This is a genomic window from Streptomyces sp. NPDC001157, assembly GCF_053598255.1.
This window is the reverse complement of sequence record NZ_JBSFJW010000039.1, coordinates 28,079-54,582: the sequence shown is the minus strand read 5'-3', so window position 1 is coordinate 54,582 and position 26,504 is coordinate 28,079. Positions and strand designations below refer to the sequence as shown.

The 26,504-nt window shown below is 75.3% G+C and carries 2 protein-coding genes; both read right to left on the bottom strand.

Annotation, left to right across the window (positions count from 1 at the left end; translation table 11 throughout):
- A complete protein-coding gene (locus ACWDAG_RS40165; protein WP_450700503.1) occupies positions 1-14,814 on the bottom strand; it encodes a type I polyketide synthase in 14,814 nt (4,937 codons plus the stop codon).
- 46 nt (positions 14,815-14,860) lie between these two features.
- Positions 14,861-26,500: an SDR family NAD(P)-dependent oxidoreductase gene (locus tag ACWDAG_RS40160; RefSeq protein ID WP_450700534.1), complete on the bottom strand. Its 11,640-nt coding sequence runs from the start codon at positions 26,498-26,500 to the stop codon at positions 14,861-14,863.
- Positions 26,501-26,504 lie beyond the last annotated feature (4 nt).

The window sequence follows — 26,504 nt, the reverse complement described above, 5'->3', positions numbered from 1 at the left end:
TCAGGCACGCTCGTCTCCCATGGCCAGGCGTACGAGGTCGTCGACACCCATGTCCTCGATCTCCTCGGTGCGGTCGGCGGCCGGGGCTTCGTCGGCGGCACCGTTCTCGTGGGGTGCGGGTCCGGCGAGCCGCAGGAGTGCGTCCAGCAGGCCCGAGCGGCGCAGTGCGGCGACCGGGATGGCCGAGACCATGCGGGCGATGTCGTCGTCGGCCGGTCCGGCGTCCTGGGTGACCGCGGGGGCCGCCGGGGCGAGGCGCTCCGCGCAGTACCCGGCGACCTCGGCCGGGCTGGGGTAGTCGAACACGAGGGTGGCCGGGAGGCGCAGTCCGGTCGCGGCGCCGAGCCGGTTGCGCAGTTCCACGGCCGTCAGCGAGTCGAACCCGAGCTGCCGGAAGGCGCGTTCGGGGTCGATCGCCGCGGCGCCGGAGTGTCCGAGCACGTCGGCGACGTGGGCGCACACCAGGTCGGTGAGGACGGCCCGGGTGTCGGCGGCGGACAGCCCGGTCAGCCGGCGGCGCAGCAGGTCCGCTTCGCCGGCGGTGCCGGTACCGGTGGCGGCGGTGCGGCGCGCGGGGACGCGCACCAGGTCGCGGAAGAGCGGCGGTACGCCCGCCGTGGCCGCCCGGGCCGCCACGCGGGCCAGGTCGAGCCGGACGGGGACGAGTGCCGGTTCGTCCAGTGCGAGCGCGGTGTCGAACAGGGTCAGGCCCTCCTCGTTGGAGAGGGCCGCCACGCCGCCCCGGGCCAGCCGTCGCAGGTCGACCTCGTCGAGCGTGCCGGTCAGCGCGCTGGTCTCGGCCCACATGCCCCAGGCGAGGGACTGGGCGGGCAGTCCCTCGGCGCGGCGGCGCCGGGCGAGGGCGTCGAGGAAGGCGTTGGCGGCGGCGTAGTTGCCCTGACCGGAGCTGCCGACGGTGCCGGAGGCGGACGAGAAGAGCACGAACGCGGTCAGCGGCAGGTGCTCGGTGACTTCGTGCAGGTTGAGGGCCGCGTCGGCCTTGGGGCGCAGGACACGGTCGATCCGTTCCGGGGTGAGGGAGCCGATGACTCCGTCGTCGAGGACGCCCGCCGAGTGGATGACGGCGGTCAGCGGGTGGGCGTCGGGGATGCCGGCGAGGAGGGCGGCGAGGGCCTCGCGGTCGGCGGCGTCGCAGGCCCGCGCGTCGACGTGGGCGCCCAGGGCGGTGAGTTCGCCGACCAGCTCCCGTGCCTCGGTGGTGTCGGGGCCGCGGCGTCCGGTCAGCAGCAGTCTGCGGACGCCGTGCTCGGTGACGAGGTGCCGGGCGACCAGTGCGCCGAGGACGCCGAAGGCGCCGGTGACGAGGACCGTGCCGTCGGGGTCCCAGGGCTTGGTGGTACCGCTCTCGTTCTCTGCGGGGGCGCGGACGAGGCGAGGCGCGAACAACTGCCCGTCCCGTACGGCGAGTTGCGTCTCCCCCGCGGCAAGGGCGGCGGCGATCGCCGGAACGTCGAGACCCTTGTCAGGGTCGCCGTCGGTGTCGAGGAGCACGATCCGGCCCGGGTGTTCGGACTGCGCGGAGCGCACGAGACCCCAGACGGCCGCCGCCGTCAGGTCGCCGATGTCGTCTCCGGGTGCCGTGGCGACGGCGCCCCGGGTGACCAGGACGAGCCGGGTGTCGGCCCAGCGGTCGTCGGCCAGCCAGTCCTGCACTAGGCGCAGTACGGCGGTGAGCCCGCCGCGGGCCGCGTCCGCGCTGTCGCCGCCCGCGGGCAGCGCGGTGACGACGGTGTCGGGCACGGCGGCGCCGGCCTCGACGGCGGCGGTGAGCGCGGCGAGTTCGGGGTGGGTCTCGGGCAGCAGCGGTTCGGCCCCGAGGGCGACCCAACGGCCGCTCGGCGGCTGAGCCGTGGCGGGCAGGAGGGTCCAGTCGAGCCGGAACAGCGAGTCCTGGCGGCTGTCCCGGGCCTGCCGCAGGGCGTCGAAGGAGACGGGCCGCACGGCGAGCGCGCCCACCTCGGCGACGGGTTGTCCCGTCGGGTCGGCCGCGGACAGGGCGATGGAGCCGGTGTCGTCGTAGCTGAGCCGGACGCGCAGGTCGGTGGCGCCCGAGGCGTGCAGCCGGACGGCACCCCAGGAGAAGGGCAGCCGCGCGGTGCCGGGTTCGTCGGTCTGGGCGGTGCCGCCGGGGGTGGTGAGCCACAGGCCGTGCAGGGCGGCGTCGAGCAGTGCCGGGTGGAGCCCGAAGGCCGCAGCCCGGTCCCGCTGGTCCTCGGGCAACCCGACCTCGGCGTAGATGTCGTCACCGAGGCGCCAGGCGGTGCGCAGGCCGTGGAAGGCGGGGCCGTAGCCGTAGCCGGAGTCGGCGAAGCGCTCGTAGAGACCGTCGACCGGGACCGGTTCCGCGCCGGCGGGGGGCCACGCGGAGGCGGTGAACGCGGCTGGGACCTGGTGGGGCTCCGGGGCGAGGACGCCGGTGGCGTGGCCGGTCCAGGCGCCCGTGTCGTCCTCGTCCCGCGAGAAGATTCCGAGGCTGCGGCGGCCGTCGTCGTCGGGGGCGCCGACCCGGACCTGGACGTGCACCACCTCGTCCCGGTCGACTACCAGGGGTGCCTGCAGCGTGAGTTCCTCGACCTGCGGGCAGCCCGCCTCGTCCGCGGCGCGCACGGCCATCTCGACGAACCCGGTGCCGGGCAGCAGGGTCACGCCGGAGACGGCGTGGTCGCTCAGCCAGGGGTGGGTGCGGGTCGACAGGCTGCCGGTGAGGAGGATCTCACCCGTGTCGGCGACCTCGACGGCCGTGCCGAGGATCGGGTGGCCGGTGGCGCCGGGCCCGGTGGGCAGCGCGGCCGGGGGCTTGATCCAGAAGCGGCGGCGTTGGAAGGCGTAGGTGGGCAGCGGCACCGGTGCGGCACCGCCGGCAGACGCGGCGGCCCAGTCGACCGTGCCGCCGCGCACCCACAGTTCGGCGGCGGAGCGCAGCATGCGGTGCGCGCCGCCCTCGTCCCGGCGGAGCGAGCCGACGGCCACGGCGGTGCGTCCGGCGGCCTCGACGGTCTCCTCGACCGCCATGGTGAGCACCGGGTGCGGGCTTACCTCGACGAAGGAGGTGAAGCCCTCGGTGGCCAGGGCACGTACGGCGGGTGCGAAGCCGACGGTCTGGCGCAGGTTGCGGTACCAGTAGTCGGCGTGCATCCGGGCGGTGTCGAGCCAGCAGGCGTCGACCGTGGAGTACAGCGGCACCTCGGCCTCGTTGGGCTCGAGCCCGGCCAGCACCTCCATGAGTACGCCCTGGATCTCCTCGACGTGCTCGGAGTGGGAGGCGTAGTCGACGTCGATGCGGCGGGCCCGTATGTCCTTGGCCTCGCAGTCGGCGAGCAGGGCGGTCACGGCGTCGGCGTCTCCGGCGACGACGGTCGCGGCGGGGCCGTTGAGCGCGGCCACGGACAGGGCGTCGGCCCAGGGGGCGATGGCCGCGCGTGCCTCCGTCTCCGGCAGGGCGAGGGAGACCATGCCGCCGCGACCGGCTAGCGCACCCAGCGCCCGGCTGCGCAGGGCGACCACCCGTGCCCCGTCCTCCAACGACAACGCACCCGCCACCACCGCGGCAGCGATCTCCCCCTGACTGTGCCCCACCACCGCATCGGGAACGACCCCGAACGACCGCCACACCTCCGCCAACGACACCATCACCGCGAACAGAGCCGGCTGGACCACGTCCACGCCCTCCCAGGCCCGCCCCGACCGCACCGCCTCCGTCAGCGACCAGTCCACGAACGGCGCCAAAGCCGCCTCGCACTCGACCATCCGCGCCGCGAACACCGGCGAGGAATCCAGCAGCTCGGCCGCCATCCCCGCCCACTGCGACCCCTGCCCCGGGAACACGAACACCGTCCGGCCCTCGGTGTCGGCGAAGCCGCGTACCAGGTCGGGGGCGCTCGCGCCGTCGGCGAGTGCGTCGAGGACGTCGGGCAGCCGGCCGGGGTCGCCGACGAGGACGGCACGGTGTTCGAACGCGGTCCGGCCCGCGAGGGTGGCGGCGACACCCGGGGCCGGGGTGTCGGGCGCCGAGGCCAGGTGCGCGGCGAGCCGCCGGGCCTGGCCGTTCAGGGCGTCCGGCGACTTGGCGGACAGGGGCCAGGCCAGGGCGCCGGAAGGCGTGCACTCCGGGGCTGCCACAGGCTCCTGCGGTACGGGCGCCTCCTCGATGATGGCGTGGACATTGGTGCCGCTCATGCCGAACGCGGACACGCCCGCGCGGCGCGGCCGGCCGGTCCGCGGCCATGGCGTCGGCTCGGTGACCACCTCGACTGCGCCGGCCGTCCAGTCGACCTCGGTGGAGCGCCGCTCCGCGTGGAGGGTGGGCGGCACCTGGCCGTGCTGGAGGGCGAGGACGGTCTTGATGACTCCGGCCACGCCGGCGGCGGCCTGGGTGTGGCCGATGTTCGACTTCAGGGAGCCGATCAGCAGCGGTCGGTCCCCGTCGCGTTCCCTGCCGTACGTCGCGAGCAGCGCCTGGGCCTCGATCGGGTCGCCCAGCTTGGTGCCGGTGCCGTGCGCCTCGACGACGTCGACCTCGGCCGGAGTGAGCCGGGCGTTGGCCAGGGCGGCCCGGATGACCCGCTGCTGGGAGGGGCCGTTGGGGGCCGTGAGGCCGTTGCTGGCGCCGTCCTGGTTGACGGCGGAGCCGCGCAGTACGGCCAGCACGGGGTGGCCGTTGCGGCGCGCGTCGGAGAGGCGCTCCAGCAGGACCACGCCGACGCCTTCGGCCATGCCCATGCCGTCGGCGGCGTCGGAGAACGCCTTGCAGCGGCCGTCGGCGGCGAGGCCGCGCTGGCGGGCGAAGCTGATGATGGCGCCCGGCGACGACATCACCGCGACGCCTCCGGCCAGGGCGAGCGAGCAGTCCCCGGAGCGCAGGGCCTGCGCGGCGATGTGGAGGGCGACCAGGGAGGCCGAGCACGCCGTGTCGACGGTGACGGCGGGGCCCTCCAGGCCGAGGGTGTAGGAGATCCGGCCGGATATCACGCTGGCGGCGCTGCCGGTGAGGAGATGGCCCTCGTTCTCCTGGGTCTGGGCGACGGAGGCGCCGTAGTCCTGGTAGTTGACGCCGGTGAAGACGCCGGTGTCGCTGCCGCGCAGGCGCTCCGGGTCGAGGCCCGCCCGTTCGAGGGTCTCCCAGGTGGTCTCCAGGAGCAGCCGCTGCTGGGGGTCCATGGCGACGGCCTCGCGCGGCGAGATGCCGAAGAAGTCGGCGTCGAACTCGCCCGCGTCGTACAGGAATCCGCCGTGCCGGACGTAGCAGGTGCCGGGCCGGTCCGGGTCGGGGTCGAAGAGGGTCTCCAGCGGCCAGTTGCGGTCGCCGGGGAACTCGGAGACGAGGTCCGCGCCCGCCGCCAGTACCTCCCACAGCTCCTCGGGGGTGTGCACCTGGCCCGGGAAGCGGCAGCCCATGGCGACGATCGCGACGGGGTCGTCGGCGGCCGCGGACACCGTCGACGGGGCTGCGGACACCGCCTGTTCACCCAGCACCTCGGCGCGGATGTGGTCGGCCAGGACGGCGGCGGAGGGGTAGTCGAAGACGAGGGTGGCGGGCAGCGGGAGGCCGGTGGCGGTGCGCAGGCGGTTGCGGAGTTCGACGGCGGTGAGCGAGTCGAAGCCCAGTTCCTGGAAGGCCCGGCCGGGCCGCAGTTCCTCGGGCGAGTCATGGCCGAGGACGGCCGCCGCGTGGCCGCGTACCAGGTCGAGGGTGACCCGGCGCTGTTCTGCCTCGGGCAGCCCGGTCAGGCGCTCGCGGAAAACGGACGCGGCGGGGGCGGTGGAGTCCGTCGCGGGTGCCTGCGCCTCCTCCAACTGGCGCCTGACCTCGGGGATGCCGGTGAGCAGGCGGCTGGGGCGTACGGAGGTGAAGACGGCGGCGAACTGCTCCCAGTCGACGTTGGCGAGGGCGATGACGCTCTCGTCGTCGTCGAGTGCCTGCTGCAGCCCGGTGAGCGCACGGTCGGGCTCGATGAGCGGCAGGCCCTGCTTCTGCACCCGGTAGAAGTCGGAGTCGTCGACGGTCTCGCGCACGGCCCACGGGTTGGCCGCGGCCCATACGCCCCAGTCGACGCTGGTGGCCGCCAGGCCGCGGGCCCTGCGGTGTTCGGCCAGGGCGTCGAGGTAGGCGTTTCCGGCCGTGTAGGCGGCGTGGTTGCTGCTGCCCCACACACCGGCGATGGAGGAGAACAGCACGAAGGCGTCGAGTTCGCGGTCGAGGAGCTCGTCCAGGTGCCGGGCGCCTTCCGCCTTGGCGGCGACGACTTCGGCGAAGGCGTCGAGCGGAGTGTCGTCGAGGGAGGCCAGCTGGATGTAGGCGGCGGCGTGGAAGACGGCGGTGACCGGGGTGCCCTGGGCGTCGAGTTCGGCCAGCAGCCGGGCCACCTGGTCGCGGTCGGCGACGTCGCAGGTGGGCAGGGTGAGGCCGGTACCCAACTCCGCCAGTTCGGCGCGCAGTTCGGCGGCGCCGGGAACGTCGCCGCCGCGCCGACCGGGCAGGACCAGGTGCTCGGCGCCGCCGCGGGCGAGCCAGCGGGCGAGGTGCGGGCCGAGGGCGCCGGTGCCGCCGGTGACCAGGACGGCGCCCCGGGGCCGCCAGGCCGGCCGGGACTCGGCGCCGGTCGGGCGGGGGGCGCGCACCAGGCGGCGGGCGAACAGGCCCGAGGCGCGCAGGGCGAGCTGGTCCTCACCGGTCGCACCGGCGAGGACGGCGCGCAGCCGTTCACGGGCCGGGGTGTTGAGGGCGGGCGGCAGGTCGATCAGGCCGCCCCAGCGGTTCGCGTGTTCGAGGCCGGCGACCATGCCGGTGCCCCAGGTCAGGGCCTGGTCGGGGGCGCTGAGCGGGTCGGCGGGGCCGGTGGAGACACCGCCGCGGGTGGCGCACCACAGCGGCGCGTCGATGCCGAGGTCGCCGAGTGCCTGCACCAGGACGAGGGTCAGCGCGGCGCCGGTGGAGACGGCGGGGTGGTGGGCGTGCGGCCGTCCGGCGAGGGCGACCAGGGAGAGGACGCCCTGGGGCTCGCGCCCGTCGAGGGTGTCGGCGAGTTTCGCGGCGAGAGCCGGACGGTCGGTGTCGGCGTCGCCGAGCCGCACAGTGGCCGTCTGTGCGCCGGCCTCTGCGAGGGCCTCCACCGTGTCGCGGACCGTGGGGTCCTCCTCGTGGCCCTCGGGCACGGCGACCAGCCAGAGGCCGGAAAGGCGGGCCGAGGAGGGTTCGGGGACCGGCCGCCAGTCGACGCGGTAGCGCCAGCTCTCGACGGTGGCGCTCTCGCGCCTGCGGCGCCGCCAGTCGCCCAGCGCGGGCAGCACCTGGCCGAGTGCGTCGGCGTCGACCTCCAGACCGGCGAAGGCGGCGACGGGGTCGGCGCCCTCCACGATGTCCCAGAACTCGGTGTCGTCGGGCGTCTCGGTGGCAGCGGCCACCGGCTCCGCCGGCCGCAGCCAGTACCGCCGGTGTTCGAACGGGTAGGTGGGCAGGTCGGCGCGGCGGGCACCGGAGTTCTCGAACAGCACCGGCCAGTCGACGGGCACTCCGCGCACCCACAGTTCGGCGGCCGAGGAGAGCGCGCGGGCGAGGCCGCCCTCGCCGCGCCGCAGTGTTCCGGTCACCACGGCCTGCGGTGCGTCGGCGGCGTCGAGGGAGTCCTGGACGGACATGGTGAGCACGGGGTGCGGCGAGACCTCGACGAAGATCTCGTGTCCTTGGGCGGCGAGGGCGGTGACCGCGGCGTCGAACTCGACGGTCTCGCGCAGGTTGCGGTACCAGTAGTCGGCGTCCATGGCCGTCGTGTCCAGCCAGTCCCCGGTGAGGGTGGAGAACAGGGGCACGTCCCCGGTGGCCGGGCGGATGCCGTCGAGCGCGGTGAGCAGTTCGTCACGGATCCGCTCGACCTGGGCCGAGTGGGAGGCGTAGTCGACCGCCACCATGCGGGCGCGGACGCCGTCGGCCTCGCAGGCGGCCTGGAGCTCGGCCAGCCCCTCGGGGGTGCCCGAAATCACCACGGCCGAGGGGCCGTTGACGGCAGCCAGGGACAAGTCGTCCCGGCCCGCGACGAGTTCGGCGGCCCGCTCGCGCGGGACGGCGACGGACAGCATGCCGCCGTGTCCCGCGAGGGCGAGGATCGCGCGGCTGCGCAGCGCCACCACCTTGGCACCGTCCTCCAGGGACAGCACTCCTGCGACGACGGCGGCGGCGATCTCGCCCTGGCTGTGCCCGAGCACGGCGTCGGGCTCGACGCCCCAGGAACGCCACAGGGCGGCCAGCGACACCATCACGGCCCACAGCGAGGGCTGGACGACATCCACCCGTTCGAAGGGGGGCGTGCCCTCCTCGCCGCGCAGGACGGCTTCCAGCGACCAGTCGACGTGCGCGGCGAGGGCGCGCTCGCAGTCGGCAAGGGCCGCGGCGAACACCTGGCAGGTGTCGAGGAGTTCGACGGCCATGCCGGCCCACTGGGCGCCTTGGCCGGGGAAGACGAAGACACGGCGGCCGTCGGTGTCGGCGGTGCCTCGGACTAGCCCCGGGCTCTCGCCGTCCGCCGCGAGGGCGTCGAGGCCGGCCAGCGGGTCCGTGCCGACGAGCACGGCGCGGTGCTCGAAGGGGGTGCGGCCGGTGGCCAGGGACCAGGCGGCGTCGAGGAGTTCGGGGGCGCCCGGGCCGTCGAGCCGGTCGCGCAGCCGCTCCGCCTGGCGGGCGAGGGCGCGCGGCGACCTGGCCGACAGGATCCAGGGCAGCGCTCCGGGGACGTCCCCGCTCTCGGTCGGCCCGGTCTCGGGCGGGGCTTCCTCCAGGATGGCGTGGACGTTGGTGCCGCTGAAGCCGAAGGAGGAGATGCCGGCCCGGCGGGGCTCGCCGGTCTCGGGCCACGGGCGGGCCTGGGTGAGCAGGGCGACGTCTCCGGAGTCCCAGTCGACGTGCGGGGAGGGCTCGTCGGCGTGCAGGGTGCGGGGCAGGACGCCGTGGCGCAGGGCGAGGACGGTCTTGATGACGCCGGCGACGCCGGACGCGGCCTGGGTGTGTCCGATGTTGGACTTCAGGGCGCCGATGTACAGCGGCCGTCCGTGCGGGCGCTCCTGGCCGTAGGTGGCGAGCAGGGCGTCCGCCTCGATGGGGTCGCCGAGCGTGGTGCCGGTGCCGTGGGTCTCGACGACGTCGACGTCGGCTGCCGTGACGTGGGCGTTGGCCAGGGCCTGGCGGATGACGCGTTGCTGGGCGAGGCCGTTGGGTGCGGACAGGCCGTTGCTCGCGCCGTCCTGGTTGACGGCCGAGCCGCGCAGCACCGCGAGGACGGGGTGACCGTTGCGGCGGGCGTCCGAGAGGCGTTCGAGGAGGACCACGCCGGCCCCCTCGGCGAGGCCCATGCCGTCGGCGCCCGCACCGAAGGCCTTGCAGCGGCCGTCGGCGGCGAGGCCGCGCTGCCGGGAGAAGCCGACGAAGACGCCCGGGGTGGCCATCACGGCCACGCCGCCGGCCAGCGCGAGCGAGCAGTCGCCACCGCGCAGCCCCTGGGCCGCGAGGTGGATGGCGACGAGGGAGGAGGAGCAGGCGGTGTCGACGGTGACCGCCGGGCCCTCCAGGCCGAGGGTGTAGGCGACGCGGCCGGAGACCACGCTCGCCGCTCCCCCGGCGACCAGGTGGCCCTCGCCGCCCTCCGGGGACGTGCCCGCGAGGGAGGTGTAGTCCTGGTAGTTGAGGCCGACGAAGACGCCGGTGCGGGTGGTGCGCAGGGTGCCCGGGTCGATGCCGGCGCGTTCGATCGTCTCCCAGGAGGTCTCAAGGAGCAGCCGCTGCTGGGGGTCCATGGCGACGGCCTCGCGCGGGGAGATCCCGAAGAAGGCGGGGTCGAAGTCGCCCGCGTCGTGCAGGAAGCTGCCTTCGCGGACGTAGGAAGTGCCCTGGTGGTCGGGGTCGGGGTGGTAGAGCCGCTCCAGCGGCCAGCCACGGTCGGTGGGCATGCCCGACAGCACCTCACCGCCGTCCTGGAGCAGCTGCCACAGCCGTTCGGGGGTGTCGATGCCACCGGGGAAGCGGCAGCTCATGGCGACGATGGCGATGGGCTCATCGGGTTCGGCGTGGGCCCTGGTCTCCGGTGGGGCCACCGGTGCCGGGGCGGCGCCGAACAGTTCGGTCCGCACATGCTCGGCGAGCAGGCCCGCGGTGGGGTGGTCGAAGACGACCGTGGCGCGCAGTCGCAGGCCGGTGGCCGCATTGAGCCGGTTGCGCATCTCGACGGCGGTGAGGGAGTCGAAGCCCAGCTCGCGGAAGGCACGGTCGGGCAGGACCGCGTCGGCGGAGTCGTGGCCGAGGACGGCGCTCGCGTGCGTGCGGACGAGTGCCAGCAGGGTGCGCCGGACCTCCGCCTCGGACAGCCCGGCGAGACTGCGGCGCAGGGCGGACGCGCCGTCGGCGGGGTCGTCCTCGGCGGGTTCCTCGGCGGCGGCGAGCGCGCGGACGTCGGGCAGGGAGGCGATGAGGGGGCTCGGGCGCACGGAGGTGAAGACGGGCACGAAACGCGCCCAGTCCACGTCGGCGACCACGACCACGGTCTCGTCGTCGTCCAGGGCCCGCTGGAGTCCGGTGACCGCGAGGCGCGGATCCATGAACGGGATGCCGCGCTGGAGCAGTTGCTGCTCCAGGTCGCTGGTGGCCAGGCCGCCGCCCTCGGCGCTCCAGATGCCCCACACGATCGAGGTGGCCTTCAGGCCGCGCCCGCGGCGGTGGCCGGCGAGCGCGTCGAGGTAGGCGTTGCCGGCGGCGTAGGCGGCGTGGTCGGCGCTCCCCCAGGTTCCCGAGACGGAGGAGTACAGGACGAAGGCGTCCAGGTCGGCGTCGGCGAACACCGCGTCCAGGTTGGCGGCGCCCTGGACCTTGGCGGCCAGGGTGGCGTTCATCGTCGCCGGGCTCTCGTCGCGCAGCGACAGCAGCTGGGCGGCCGCGGCGGTGTGCAGGACGGCGTCGATGCGGCGGCCCTCGGCGGCGAGCCGGTCGACCAGGTCGGACAGGGCCTGGCGGTCGGTGATGTCGCAGGCCGCGAGGGTGACGCCGACGCCGAGTTCGGTGAGTTCGGCGGCCAGTTCCCCGGCGCCGGGTGCCTCGGGACCGCGCCGGCTGACCAGGACGAGGTGCTCGGCGCCGCCACTGGCCAGCCGTCGGGCGGCGTGGGCGCCGAGTCCGCCGGTGCCGCCGGTGACGAGCACGGTGCCCCGGGGCTGCCAGGGGGTCGGCGTCTCGCCGCCGGCGGGTACGCGTTCGAGCCGGCGGACATGGATGCCGGAGGGACGTACGGCCAACTGGTCCTCGTCACCCGCTCCGGCGAGGATGTCGGCGAGATGCAGCGCCGCACGTTCGTCGCAGTCCTCCGGGAGGTCGATCAACCCACCCCACAGGCCGGGGAGTTCGAGCGCGGCGGTCCGGCCGAGACCCCATACGAGGGCCTGTACGGGGTGCGGCACGGGCTCGCCCGCGCGGACCGCGAGGGCACCGGTCGTGGCGCACCACACGCGGGCCGCGGTCGCGGACTCGTCCAGCACCTGGACCAGGGTGGTGGTCAGGGCCTGCCCGGTGGGCAGGGCGGGCAGACCGGGGTGCGGGCGCTCGTCGAGGGCCAGCAGGGAGAGGAATCCGGCTGGTTCGTCCGCCAGATGGGGGCGCAGTTCCCCGGCGAGCCGGGACCGGTCCGTGTGGGTGGCGTCGAGGACCACGACGCGGGGTTCGGCGCCCCGCTGTCGCAGCGCGTCCACGACGTGGGTCACGAGGGCGTCGTCGGCGCGGCCTTCGGGGACGAGGACCGGCCAGACGCCGTGCAGGGGTGCGGTGGGCCGTGCGGTGTGCCGCTGCCAGGTGATGTGGTAGCGCCAGCGGTCCAGCACGGAGGCGTCGCGGCGGCGTCGGCGCCAGTCGGCGAGAGCGGGCAGGACGTCGCTCCAGGTGTCGGCCGCGACGCCCAGGGTGGTGGCGACGGCGGCGACGTCCTCGCGCTCGACGGCGGCCCAGAAGGCGGCGTCGGCGGGGTCGTCCGCGACGGCACCGGTACCTGCCGGGGTCTCCGGTTCGAGCCAGAAACGCCGGTTCTGGAAGGCGTATGTGGGCAGGTCGACCCGCCGGGGCTCGTCGCCCTCGTACACGGCCCGCCAGTCCACGGACACGCCCGCCGCGTGCGCTTCGGCGAGTGCCGTGAGCATCCGGCGCAGTCCGCCCTCGTCGCGCCGCAGGGTGCCGGTGACGAGGGTGGGCGGGGCGGGGACGGCCGCGTCGGGGTCGGCGAGGTCGTCGACGATGTCCTGCGTCGGGACGGTGAGGACCGGGTGCGGGCTGATCTCCAGGAAGACGGTGTGCCCCTGGTCGGCCAGGGTTCGTACGGCGGTGTCGAAGTCGACCGTCTGCCGCATGTTGGCGAACCAGTAGGCGGCGTCCAGAGTCGCCGTGTCCAGCAGGGCCCCGGTCACGGTGGAGCAGAACGGGATGCGGGAGGCACGCGGCCGTACCTGGGCCAGGGCGTCGAGGACGCCCTCGCGCAGTGGGTCCATGTGGGCGGAGTGGCCGGCGACGTCGGCGGCGACGCGCCGCACCCGTGTCCCGTCGGCCTCGCAGCCCGCCAGGAACTCCTCAAGGGCCGCGGGGTCGCCCGCGACCACGGCGGAGGCGGGGCCGTTGACGGCGGCGACGGACAGCCGGTCCTCGAAGGGCCGCAGCCGCTCGCGCAGGGCGTCGGCGGGCAGCGCGACGGAGGCCATGCCGCCGGTGCCGGACAGCTCACGCTGGGCGCGGCTGCGGACGGCGACGATCCGGGCGGCGTCGTCGAGGGAGAGGGCGCCCGCCACGTACGCGGCGGCGATCTCGCCCTGGGAGTGGCCGACGACGGCGTCCGGTTCGACGCCGTACGACTGCCAGAGAGCGGCCAGGGAGACCATCACGGCGAACAGGACGGGCTGGACGACATCGATGCGCTGCAGGCTCGGTGCGTCCGGCTCGCCCCGGACGACGGCCGACAGCGACCAGTCCAGGTGGGGTGCGAGGGCCTGCTCGCACTCCGCCATGCGGGCGGCGAACACGGGTGACTCGGTGAGGAGGGTGCGGGCCATGCTCTCCCACTGACCGCCCTGTCCGGGGAAGACGAACACCGTCTTGCCGTCGCCCGCGCCGGTGCGGCCCACGACGGTTTCGGGGGTGCTGCCGCCGGCGGCCACGGCGGCGAGGCCGCGCCGGAAGCCCTCCGCGTCGTCGGCGACGACCACGGCCCGGTGTTCGAAGGCGGAGCGGGTGGTCGCCAGGGAGTGGCCGACGTCGGCAGGGCGTATGTCCGGGTGCTCGGCGAACCATGCCGCGAGGCGGACGGCCTGGTCGCGCAGCGCGTCGGGGGTGCGGGCGGCCAGCGGCCACAGAACGGGGGCGCCGCTCGCGGCCGGGGCGGCTTCGGTCTCGGTCTCGGTCTCGACCGCCGGCGCCTGCTCGATCAGGACGTGGGCGTTGGTGCCGCTCATGCCGAACGCGGACACGCCCGCGCGGCGCGGCGCCCCGGTGCCCGGCCAGTCGCGGGCCTCGGTGAGCAGCCGTACGGCGCCGGAGCTCCAGTCGACGTGCGGGGTGGGGGCGTCCACGTGCAGGGTCTGGGGCAGGACGCCGTGCCGGATCGCCATGACCATCTTGATGACGCCGGCCAGTCCGGCGGCCGCCTGGGTGTGGCCGATGTTCGACTTCACGGAGCCGAGCCACAACGGCCGTTCCACGGGGCGCTCCTGGCCGTAGGCGGCGAGCAGGGCGTCGGCCTCGATCGGGTCGCCGAGCCGGGTGCCGGTGCCGTGCGCCTCGACGACGTCGACGTCGGCGGGGGTCAGGCCCGCGTCTTGGAGGGCGGCCCGGATGACCCTTTGCTGGGAAGGCCCGTTGGGGGCGGTGAGGCCGTTGCTGGCGCCGTCCTGGTTGATGGCGCTGCCCCGCAGTACAGCGAGGACGGGCCGGCCGGCCGCCTGGGCGTCCCGCAGGCGCTCGACGAGGAGGACGGCGACGCCCTCGCCCCAGCCGGTGCCGTCGGCCGCCGCGGCGAAGGGCTTGCTGCGGCCGTTGGCGGCGAGGCCGCCCTGCCGGGCGATCTCGACGAACGCCCCGGGCAGGGCCATGACGTTGACGCCGCCGACGAGCGCCAGCGTGCACTCGTCGTTGCGCAGGGCGTGGGCCGCGAGGTGCAGGGCGACGAGGGAGGCGGAGCAGGCGGTGTCGACGGTGACGGAGGGGCCCTCCAGGCCCATGACGTACGACACCCGGCCGGACATGACGCTGACCGCGTTGCCGGTCATCAGGAAGCCCCGGACCGCCTCGGGCGCGCCGTCGGCCAGGGACATGTAGCCCTGGTCGATGGAGGCGGCGAACACGCCGGTGCGGCTGCCGCGCAGCGAGAGGGGGTCGATGCCGGCCCGCTCGACCGCCTCCCAGCAGGACTGCAGCATCAGGCGCTGCTGGGGGTCCATGGCGAGGGCCTCGCGCGGTGAGATCCCGAAGAAGTCGGGGTCGAAGCCGGCCGGGTCGTCGAGGAACGCGCCCTGGACGGGTACTCCGGAGGAGGCCAGCGCGCCGACCTCCCAGCCCCGGTCCGCCGGCATCCCGCCGATGGTGTCGCGGCCGGCGGCGACGAGCTCCCACAGGTCTTCGGGGCTGCGCACCCCGCCGGGGAAGTGGCAGCTCATCGCGGTGATCGCGATGGGCTCATGGTGTCGTTCCTCGGCCTCGCGCAGCCGCCTGCGGGTCTGCTGGAGGTCGATGGTGACGCGGTTGAGGTAGTCGCGCAGACGCTGCTCGTTGTTCTCGTTGTGCTCGCTCACTGGGCATCCTCGCCTTCTGGAAGCAGTGGTACGTGGATCCGGGGCGTCACGAGATGCCCAGCTGGTTGTCGATGAGGTGGAAGATCTCGTCGTCCGTGGCGGACTCGATGTTCGCGGCGGTGACCTCGCCGTCGGTCCCGCCGTCCGGGGCGGAGGCCTCCAGAGCGGTGAGGGCCTCGCGCAGGCGCCGGGTCAGCAGGTCGCGCTCGGGGGCCTGGGGGGACAGCCCCGCGAGGCGTTCGAGGAACCGGTCGAGTTCGGCCGGCGACGCGGCCGTCCGGGCCGGGCGGGTGCGCTCGCCGACGGCCGTGCCGATGAACCGGGCCAGCGCCTCGGGGGTGGGGTGGTCGAAGACCAGTCCGGCGGGCAGCCGCACGCCGGTCGCGGCGGAGAGCCGGTTGCGCAGTTCGACGCCGGTGAGGGAGTCGAAGCCGAGGTCCTTGAAGGGGCGGCCCTGCTGGACCCGTTCGGCCGAGGTGTGGCCGAGGACGGCCGCGGCGTGACTGCGCACGAGGTCGAGGAGGGCCCGGTGGGCGTCCGCCTCGGACAGCCCGCTCAGCCGCGTCATGAGGTCGTCGGCGGCCCGGCCCGCGGCCGCTTCGGTGGCGGCGCGTCGGCGCGGGGCGCGGACCAGGCCCGCCAGCAGCGGCGGGATCTCCTGGCCGCCCGTGCGCAGCGCGGCCGTGTCGAGCCGGGCGGCCAGCAGGTAGTCGTGGTCGCAGGCGAGGGCGCGGTCGAAGAGGTCGAGGCCCTCGGCGGAGGCGAGTGGTGTGACGCCGCCGCGGTTCATCCTGCTGAGGTCGGCGTCGCCCAGGTGCCGGGTCATGCCCGTGCGCTCCTCCCACATGCCCCAGGCGATCGACAGCCCCGGCAGGCCCTCGGCGCGCCGCCGCCGGGCGAGTGCGTCCAGGGCGGCGTTGGCGGCGGCGTAGTTGGCCTGCCCCGCCCCGCCGAAGAGGGCGGCGCCGGAGGAGAAGAGCACGAAGGCGGCCAGGTCGGTGTCCCGGGTCAGGTCGTGCAGGGCGAACGCCGCGTCGGTCTTGGGGCGCAGCACCTTGTCGAGGTGTTCGGGGGTGAGGGAGTCGACCAGGGCGTCGTCGAGGACGCCGGCGGCGTGCACGACGGCGGTGAGCGGGGCGGTGACCTCGGCGAGGGCGGCGGCGAGGCCGTCGCGGTCGGCGGCGTCGCAGGCGGCGATCCGCACCTCGGCGCCGAGGCCCGCGAGTTCGTCGCGCAGCTCGGCGGCGCCCGGCGCGTCGAGGCCGCTGCGGCTGGTCAGCAGCAGATGCCGCATGCCGTGCTCGGTGACGAGATGCCGGGCGACGAGACGGCCGAGCGTGCCGGTGCCGCCGGTGATGAGGACGGTGCCGTCCGGGTCGGGGGTGCCGGGCAGCAGCAGGACGTTCTTGCCGGTGTGCCGGGCCTGGCTCACGTGCCGGAATGCCTCGGGGGCCCGGCGTACGTCCCAGCAGGTGAGCGGCAGCGGGGTGAGGGATCCGTCGTCGAACAGGGCGACGAGGTGCCGCAGCAGCTCGCCGATCCGTTCCGGGCCGGCCTCGGCGAGGTCGTACGCCTGGTAGCGGACCCCGGGATGGGCGGCGGCCACGGCGTCCGGGTCGCGGATGTCGGTCTTGCCCATCTCCAGGAACCGTCCGCCGTGGGGCAGCAGGCGCAGTGACGCGTCCACGAACTCCCGGGCCAGACAGTCCAGGACGAGGTCGGCGCCCCGCCCGTCGGTGGCGGTCAGGAAGCGGGAGGCGAAGTCCAGGGTGCGGGAGGAGGCGATGTGCTCGTCGTCGAGGCCGAGCGCACGCAGGGTGTCCCACTTTCCGGGGCTCGCCGTGCCGTACACCTCGGCCCCGGCGTGCCGGGCGAGTTGCACGGCCGCCATGCCGACACCGCCGGCGGCGGAGTGAACGACGACCTTCTCCCCCGCCCGCAGACCGCCGAGGTCGAACAGCCCGTAGTGGGCGGTGAGGAAGGCGACGGGTACGGCTGCGGCCCGGGCGAAGGACCAGCCGGCGGGCATCGGGGCGACGGTGCGGCAATCCGCCACGGCGACCGGACCGAAGGCGGCGCCGAAGATGCCGAACACACGGTCGCCGGGGGCGAGGTCGCTCACCCCGGGCCCGGTCTCCAGGACCACCCCGGCACCTTCGCTGCCCAGGACGCGCTGGTCGGGGACGAGGCCGAGACTGATGGCGACGTCCCGGAAGTTGAGGCCGGCGGCGCGGACGGCGATCCGCACCTCGCCCTCGGCCAGCGGGGCGTGGGCGTGCGGGGCGGGCAGCAGGGCGAGGCCGTCGAGACTGCCGTCGCCGGTGACAGCCAGGTGCCAGGCAGCGGCGTCGGCCGGTGGTGCGAGGGCGGTGTCCCGGTCGGCACGGGCGAGCCTCGGCGCAAGCACCGTCCCGTCGCGCAGCGCGAACTGGGTCTCTCCGGTGGCGAGCGCCCGGGGCAGGGCGTCCTCAGAGGCGGTGGTGCCGTCCACGTCCACCAGCACGAAACGGTCCGGGTGTTCGGTCTGGGCGGCGCGTACGAGTCCCCACACCGCCGCCTGCGCCGGGTGGGGCGCGGGGGTGCCGAGGGCGGTGGAGACGGCGTGGCGGGTGACGACCACGAGGCGGGCCTCAGCGAGGGCGGGCTCGGTGACCCAGCGGGTGACGACGTCCAGCGCCTGGCCTGTGAGCGTACGCACGGCCCCGGCCCCGGACTCGGACTCGGACTCGGACTCGGTGGGACAGGACCACACGACCAGTGCGGGCACCTCGTCGGCGCCGTCCGCGAGGCGCGCGAGGAAGGTGTCGTCGAGCACCGCCGGATCCGCGGCCTCGGGCCCGTCGACGGGGACCGGTGTCCACTCCAGCCGGTACAGCCCGTCCCGGCCGGCGGCGGGCGCAAGCGCACCCGGGGTCAGCGGGCGCAGAAGCAGCGAATCGGCGGACAGGACGGGCTCTCCCGCCGGGTCCCAGGCGTCGAGGGTGACCGCGTCGGGCCCCGCGGGTCCGATCCGGATGCGCAGCGCGGCGGCGCCGGCGGCGTGCACCTCGACGCCGGACCAGGAGAACGGCAGTCGGGCCTGCCCGTCCTGCCCGGCGAGCAGCGCGGAGGCCTGGAGGGCGCCGTCGAGGAGGGCGGGGTGCACCAGGTAGCGGGCGGCGTCGGACTGCTGGTCGAGGGCGATCTCGGCGTAGACGTCGGTGCCGTGGCGCCAGGCGGCGCGCAGGCCGCGGAAGGCCGGGCCGTAGGCGTACCCGGCCTCGGCGAATCGGTCGTAGACGCCCGTCAGGTCCACTGGTTCGGCTCCCGGCGGCGGCCAGGCCGCGGGCGCGGCCGGAGCAGCCGTACGGTCGCCCGGGGCGAGGATGCCGGTGGCGTGCGGGGTCCATTCGGCGCCCGGGTCGCCTTCGGGCCGGGCGTACAGGCCGAAGGTCCGGCTGCCGTCGTCCTCGGCGGGCCCGACGCGCAGTTGCAGGTGGACGCCGTCACGCTCGGGCAGGACCAGCGGTGTCTGCAGGGTGAGTTCGTCGACGACGGCGCCGGCGGCCTCGTCGGCGGCACGCAGGGCGAGTTCCAGGAACGCGGTGCCGGGCAGCAGGTTCAGTCCGGAGACGACGTGGTCCGCGAGCCACGGCTGGGTGCGGGCCGAGAGCCGTCCGGTGAGGAGGTGTTCGCCGGAGTGGGCGAGGTCGACGGACGCGCCCAGCAGCGGATGGTCGGTGGCGCCGAGTCCGGCGGTGGCCACGTCACCGGTACGGACGGGCACGTCCAGCCAGTAGCGGGTGCGCTGGAAGGCGTAGGTGGGCAGGTCGGCGGCCGGGGTGCCGCTGCCGGGGAGGGCGGCTGCCCAGTCGACGGGCACGCCCCGGACGTGGGCCTCGCCGAGCGACAGCAGCAGCCGTTCGATTCCACCGTCGTCGCGGCGCAGCGACCCGACGACGAGGCCGCCCTCTGCCTCGTCCAGTGCTTCCTGGACGGCGGCGGTGAGTACGGGGTGCGGGCTGGTCTCCACGAACGTGGTGAACCCGGACTCGGCGAGCGCCTGGACGGCCGGTGCGAACCGGACGGTGCCGCGCAGGTTGCGGAACCAGTAGTCGGCGTCGAGTTCGGGGCCTTCGAGCCAGCCGGCTTCCAGGGTGGAGTACATGCGGACACGGGCCGGTGCGGGACGCAACCCGGACAGTGCGTCGTGGAGTTGGGCGCGCAAGGGGTCCATCTCGGCGGAGTGGGAGGCGTAGTCGACCTCGATCCGCCGGGCGCGGACGCCGTCGGCCTCGCACACGTCGAGGAGTTCGGCCAGGGCGGCCGCCTCGCCCGCGACCACGGTGGAGCGCGGGCCGTTGACGGCGGCGACGGACAGCCGCTCGCCCCAGCGCGCCAGCAGCTCGGCCGCGCGGTCGGCGGGCAGCGCCACGGACGCCATGCCGCCGCGGCCGGCGACGGCCCGCAGCAGCCTGCTGCGCAGGGCGACGACCTTGGCGCCGTCCTGAAGGGAGAGCGCCCCGGCCACCACGGCGGCGGCGATCTCGCCCTGGCTGTGTCCGAGCACCGCGTCCGGCTCGACGCCGTACGCCCGCCAGGCCGCGGCGAGGGAGACCATGACGGCGAACAGGGCGGGCTGGACGACGTCGACGCGCTCCAAGTCGGCCGCGCTGCCGAGGACTTCGGTCAGCGACCAGTCGACGTGCGGGGCGAGGGCCGCCTGGCAGTCGGCGAGGGCAGAGGCGAACTCGGGGCAGGTGTCGAGGAGTTCGAGCGCCATGCCGGTCCACTGTGCGCCTTGGCCGGGGAAGACGAAGACGGTACGCCCGACGGGTCCCGCGGCGCCCTGGGCCGTGCGGGGCCAGGGGTTGTCGTCGGCCAGGGCGCGCAGTCCGGCGGTGAGTTGCTCGCGGTCGCCGACGAGGACGGCCCGGTGCTCGTGCCGTGTGCGGCCGGTGGCGAGGGTGCGGCCGACGGCCGCGAGGTCGGCCTCCGGGTGGCTCTCGGCGTAGGCGGCGAGGAGTCCTGCCTGGGCGCGGAGGGCTTCGGGGGTGCGGCCCGAGACGGTCCAGGGGACGGGCGGCCCGTCCTGGCCCGTCTCGGCGGGGAGTTCGGGATCGGGGGACTGCTCCAGCACGAGGTGGGCGTTGGTGCCGCTCATGCCGAACGAGGAGACGGCTGCGCGGCGGGGCCGACCGGAGTCGACGGGCCATTCGCGGGCCTCGGTCAGCAGCTCCACCGCGCCCGCCGACCAGTCGACCTGTGACGACGGCGCGTCCAGATGCAGGGTCTTCGGGAGCAGCCCGTGCCGCAACGCCTGGACCATTTTGATCACGCCGCCCACTCCGGCAGCGGCCGAGGTGTGCCCGATGTTCGACTTCAACGACCCGAGGTACAGGGGCTGTTCGCGGTCCCGTCCGTAGGTGGCGAGCAGCGCCTGCGCCTCGATCGGGTCGCCCAGCCGCGTCCCCGTACCGTGTCCCTCGACGACGTCCACGTCCTCCGGGGACAACCGGGCGTCGGCCAACGCCGCCCGGATGACCCGCTGTTGGGCCGGGCCGCTGGGCGCCGTCAGCCCGTTGCTCGCCCCGTCCTGGTTCACCGCCGACCCGCGCACCACCGCCAGCACCCGGCGCCCGGCTGCCCGTGCGTCCGACAGCCGCTCCAGTACGACGACGCCGACGCCCTCGCCGAAGCCCGTGCCGTCGGCGGCGTCGGCGAAGGCCTTGCAGCGGCCGTCGGAGGCCAGGCCGCGCTGCCGGCTGAACTCCACGAACAGCTCGGGGCTGTTCATGACGGTGACACCGCCCGCCAGCGCGAGGGTGCACTCGCCGGACCTGAGGGCCCGTACCGCCAGATGCAGGGCGACCAACGAGGACGAGCACGCCGTGTCCACCGTCACCGCCGGGCCCTCCAGACCGAGGGTGTAGGAGATCCGGCCGGACAGGACGCTGCCCGAGTTGCCGGCGCCCAGGAAGCCCTCGACCTCCTCGGGGATGTGGGGCAGCAGCCGGGCCGCGTAGTCCTGGTGCATGACGCCGACGAACACGCCGGTCGGGGTGGCGCGCAGGGTGCTCGGGTCGATGCCCGCGCGCTCCAGCGCTTCCCAGGACGTCTCCAGCATCAGCCGCTGCTGCGGGTCCATGGCCAGCGCCTCGCGCGGCGAGATTCCGAAGAATCCCGCGTCGAACTCGCCTGCCGCGTCGAGGAATCCGCCTTCGCGCACGTACGACGTGCCGTGGCGTGCGCCGTCGGGGTCGTAGAGGGCGTCGAGATCCCAGCCGCGGTCGGCGGGGAAGGCGGCGATGCCGTCGGTGCCGGAGGCGACGAGGTCCCACAGGTCCTGTGGGGAGCGGACGCCTCCCGGGTAGCGGCAGCCCATGGCGACGACGGCGATGAGGTCGTCGTCGTCCGTCGCGGCCCGGGGCGCGAGGACGGTGGGCGCCTCGGCCGTGCCGGTCAGCTCCTCGTCGAGGTGGGCGGCGAGCGCCTCGGGGTTGGGGTGGTCGAAGACCAGGGTGGCGGGCAGCCGCAGTCCGGTGGCGGTGCCGAGCCGGTTGCGCAGCTGGACGGCGGCCAGCGAGTCGAAGCCGAGGTCGCGGAAGGCGCGTCCGGCCTCGACGGCCTGCCCGGAGGCGTGGCCGAGGACGGCGGCGACCTGTTCGCGCACCAGGTCCAGCAGTTCGCGCCGGCGCCCGGGGCCGTCCAGCGCGGCGAGCCGACGGCTCAGCGCCGGCCTGTCGTCGCGGGGGCCGTCGGTGGCGGCCTGCGGGCGGGCCGGGGTGCGGACCAGGCCGTGCAGCAGCCGGGGCAGGGGGTCGGCGGCGGTCCGGCCGCGCAGGGCGGCGGTGTCCAGACGCAGCGCGACCAGGTGCGGCGCGTCCAGGGTGAGCGCGCTGTCGAGCAGCGCCAGGCCCTCGTCGACGGTGAGGGGGCGCATGCCGGAGCGGGCGATACGGCGGACCTCCTCGTCGCCGAGGTGGCCGGTCATGGCGCTGCGCTGCTCCCACAGGGTCCAGGAGATCGACTGCCCGGCCAGACCGCGGGCGCGCCGGTGGTGGGCGAGGGCGTCGAGGAAGGCGTTGGCGGCGGCGTAGTTGCCCTGCCCGGGGCCGCCGAACGTGCCGGCCGCGGAGGAGAAGAGCACGAACGCGGCGAGGTCGTGGCCCTCGGTGAGGCGGTGCAGGGCGAGCGCCGCGTCGGTCTTCGGCCGCAGCACGGCGTCGACGCGGTCGGGCGTGAGGGATTCGATCACGCCGTCGTCGAGGACTCCGGCCGCATGGATCACGGCTGTCAGCGGGTGGTCCGCGGATACGTCCGCCAGCAGGTCGGCCAGTTGTCCGGGGTCGGCCGCGTCGCAGGCGGCGATGCGCGTATCGGCGCCGAGGGCGGCGAGTTCGTCGCGCAGTTCCGCGGCGCCGGGGGCGTCGGGGCCGCTGCGGCCGGCGAGCAGCAGGTGCCGTACTCCATGGTGGCGTACCAGATGGCGGGCGACGTGCCCGCCGAGGAGGCCGGTGCCGCCCGTGATCAGCACGGTGCCGTCGGGGTCCAGGGCGGGCGCCCGGTCGTCGTCCCGTGCCGGGGTCCGGGCCAGGCGCGGTGCCAGCCAGCGGCCGTCCCGCAGCGCCAGCTGCGGTTCGTCACAGGCTTCCAGTACGGCGACCAGGGCGGCCGGGTCGGTGTCGTCCCGGTCGGTGTCCACGAGGTGGAAGCGGCCGGGGTGTTCGGACTGGGCGGAGCGGACCAGTCCCCAGACGGCGCTCAGCGGCAGGTCCGTGAGGTCGTCGTCCGCCTGCGCGGCCACGGCTGACCGGGTGATCAGCACCAGCCGGGAGCCGGCCCGGCGGTCGTCTGCGAGCCACTCCTGAAGCAGGGCGAGCGCGTCGTGGACGGCGCGGTGGGTGTCGTCGGCGGGGGCGAGTTCGGCCAGGACGAAGTCCGCGTCCCGGGACTCGTCGAGGCGTGCCCAGCGGGCGCGGGCCGGTCCGGTCGCCGGGGCGAGGGGCGTCCAGTCCAGGCGGAAGAGCGCGTCGTGTTGGCGTGCCGGGCCGCGCAGTGCGTCGGGGGCGGCCGGGCGCAGGCCGAGGGAGGCCACGGACAGGACGGGCTGTCCGGCCGGGTCGTAGGCGGACAGCGCCATGCTGTCCTGGCCCGTCGGGGTGATCCGCAGGCGCAGGCGGGTCGCGCCCTGGGCATGCAGGGCGGCCCCGGTCCAGGTGAACGGCATCCGGCCGCCGCCCTCGCCGACCAGGCCGGTGGTGTGCAGGGCACTGTCCAGCAGGGCGGGATGGAGTCCGAAGCGGCCGGCGTCGCTGTGCCGGTCGTCCGGGAGGCTCGCCTCGGCGAAGTACTCCTCCCCCAGGCGCCATACGGCGTTCAGGCCCTGGAAGGCCGGTCCGTAGGCGAAGCCGCCGACCGCGAACCGCTCGTAGATCCCGGTGATGTCGACCGGTTGGGCGCCGGGCGGCGGCCAGTGCGTGAGCGGCTCGGTCGGCGCGGCGGGGGCGGTGGACAGGACGCCGGTGGCGTGCGGGGTCCAGTCGTCGGCGTCGGTGTCGTCGGGCCGGGAGTGGACGGTCAGCGGGCGGCGGCCCTCGTCGTCCGGTGCGCCGACGGTCAGTTGGAGGGCCACTCCGCCGGTCTGCGGCAGGCGCAGCGGGGCGTGCAGGGTGAGTTCCTCGACCTGGCCGCAGCCCACCTGGTCGGCGGCGGCGACGGCGAGTTCGAGGAAGGCGGTGCCGGGCAGCAGGGCGCTCTCCCCCACCGTGTGGTCGGCGAGCCAGGGGTGGGTGCGGGTGGACAGGCGTCCGGTGAGCACCTGGCCGGTGCCGTCGGCGAGGGAGACGACGGCGCCGAGCAGCGGGTGGTCGGCGGCGGCGAGGCCGGCGGAGGTCATGTCGCCCTGGGGCGCCGAGGTGTCCTCCAGCCAGTACCGGCGGCGCTGGAAGGGGTAGGTGGGCAGGTCTACGCGTGCGGGGGCCGGGCCGGTGTGGGCCGCGGTCCAGTCGACGGCCGTACCGGCCGCGTAGAGCTCGCCTGCCGCGGCGAGGAACCGGTCCCGGCCGCCGTCGTCCCGGCGCAGGGTGCCGGTGACGACGGTGTCGTCGGCGTCGGCCGCGCGGGCCGTGTCCTCCATCGGGAGGGTGAGCACCGGGTGGGGGCTGATCTCCAGCAGGATGCGGTGGCCCGCGGCCAGCAGTCCCCGGGTGGCGCGTTCGAACTCCACCGTGGTGCGCAGGTTGCGGTACCAGTAGTCGGCGGTCAGCAGTTCCCCGTCGACCGGCTCGCCGGTGACGGTGGAGTGGAAGGGGATGTCGGCCGTGCGGGGGTGGATGTCTTTCAGCAGGCGGAGCACCTCGTCGCGGATGCGTTCGACGTGCGGGCCGTGCGAGGCGTAGTCGACGGGGATGCGCCGCACGCGCAGGTCCCGTGCGGTGAGGTCGGCGAGGAAGGCGTCCAGGGCGGCCTCGTCCCCGCAGACCACTGCCGAGGAGGGCCCGTTGACGGCGGCGAGGGACAGTCCGTCGCCGCGGTCCGCGAGGAGCGCGCGCACCTCGTCCGCCGGGAGGGGGACGGAAGCCATGCCGCCCTGTCCGGCGAGCGTCCGAAGCGCGCGGCTGCGCAGCGCGACCACGGCGGCGCCGTCCTCAAGGGACAGGGCCCCGGCGACGACGGCGGCGGCGATCTCGCCCTGGCTGTGTCCGGCGACGGCGGCCGGTTCGACGCCGTAGGAGCGCCAGAGCGCGGCGAGGGACACCATCACGGCGAACAGGGCGGGCTGGACGACGTCCACCCGGTCGAGACCGGGTGCGCCCGGCGTGCCGCGGATCACCTCGTCGAGCGAGAAGTCGACGTGCGGCGCGAGGGCGTCGGCGCAGGCGGCGAAGCGATCGCGGAAGACGGGCTCGGTGTCGAGGAGGGCCCTCGCCATGCCGGCCCACTGAGAGCCCTGGCCGGGAAAGACGAAGGCGATGTCGCCGCCGGTGCCGGGCTGCGAACGGTGCTCCTCGGCAAGGGCGTTCAGGGTCTCGACGGCCGTGTCGCGGTGGGCGGCGACGACGAGGGCACGGTGCTCCAGCGCGGCCCGCCCGGTGGCCAGGGCGTGGCTCACGGCGGTGAGGGGCTGCTCGGGATGGGCCGCCAGGTGGGCGGCGAGCTGCCGGGCCTGGGCGCGCAGTCCGTCGCCGCTGCGCGCGGAGACGGGCAGGGGCACCGGGAGGCCGGTGTTGGGGGCGGGCGTGCCCGGGTCCGCCAGTTCCTCCTGTTCGTCGCCCTGTTCGAGGATGACGTGCCCGTTGGTGCCGCTGATGCCGAAGGAGGAGACGGCGGCGCGGCGTGGGGCTCCCGTCCGCGGCCAGGGTGCGGCCTCGGTGACCAGGCGGACGGCGCCGGAGGACCAGTCGACGGCCTGGGTGGGCCGCTCGGCGTGCAGGGTGGGCGGTACGGTGCCGTGCCGCATGGCCATGACCATCTTGATGATCCCGCCCACGCCGGCGGCGGCCTGGGTGTGGCCCATGTTGGACTTCAACGAGCCGAGCAGCAGCGGCCGTTCACGCTCGCGTCCGTAGGTGGCGAGCAGCGCCTGGGCCTCGATGGGGTCGCCCAGCGGGGTGCCGGTGCCGTGCGCCTCGACGACGTCGACCTCGGCCGGGGCCAGCCGCGCGTCGGCGAGGGCGCGCCGGATGACCCGCTGCTGGGCGGGTCCGTTGGGGGCGGTCAGTCGGCTGCTGGCGCCGTCCTGGTTGACGGCGGTGCCGCGGACGACGGCCAGCACCGGGTGGCCGTTGTGGCGGGCGTCGGAGAGGCGTTCGAGCAGGAGCATGCCGACGCCCTCGCCCCAGCCGGTGCCGTCGGCCTCGGCGCTGAAGGACTTGCTGCGTCCGTCGGCGGCGAGTCCGCCCTGCCGGCTCATCTCCACGAACGGCACCGGCGTCGACATCACCATCGCGCCGCCCGCCAGGGCCAGACCGCACTCCTGCCGGCGCAGCGACTGGCAGGCGAGGTGCAGGGCGACCAGGGAGGACGAGCAGGCGGTGTCGACGGTGACGGCGGGGCCCTGAAGGCCGAAGGTGTAGGCGAGGCGCCCGGAGGCGACGCTGTCGGAGGTGCCGTTGCCGATGTATCCCTGGATGTCGTCCGGCACGTGGCGCAGGCGCAGGGCGTAGTCCTGGTACATGACGCCGACGAACACGCCGGTGTCGCTGCCGCGCAGCCCGCCCGGGTCGACGCCGGCCCGTTCGAACGCCTCCCAGGTGGTCTCCAGCAGCAGCCGCTGCTGCGGATCCATCGCCAGGGCCTCGCGCGGGGAGATGCCGAAGAAGGCGGGGTCGAAGTCGGCAGCGCCGGTGAGGAAGCCGCCCTCGGCGGCGTAGGTGGTCCCCGGGCGCTCGCGGGTGGGGTCGTACAGCCCGGAGACGTCCCAGCCGCGGTCCTCGGGGAATCCGGCGACGGCGTCGGTGCCGGTGGCCACCAGGTTCCACAGGTCCTCGGGTGAGGCGACCCGGCCCGGGTAGCGACAGGCCATGCCGACGACGGCGACGGGCTCGTGCTGCCGGGCCTCGACCTCTTCCAGCTGCCGCCGGGTGCTGTGCATGTCGGCGGCGACCCGTTTGAGGTACGCGCGGAGCTTGTCGTCGTTCACCGTGCCGTCCGTCACTGGGCACCGTCCTTCGAGCGGGGGGCGTGGGGTCGCGGGGTCGCGGATGCGG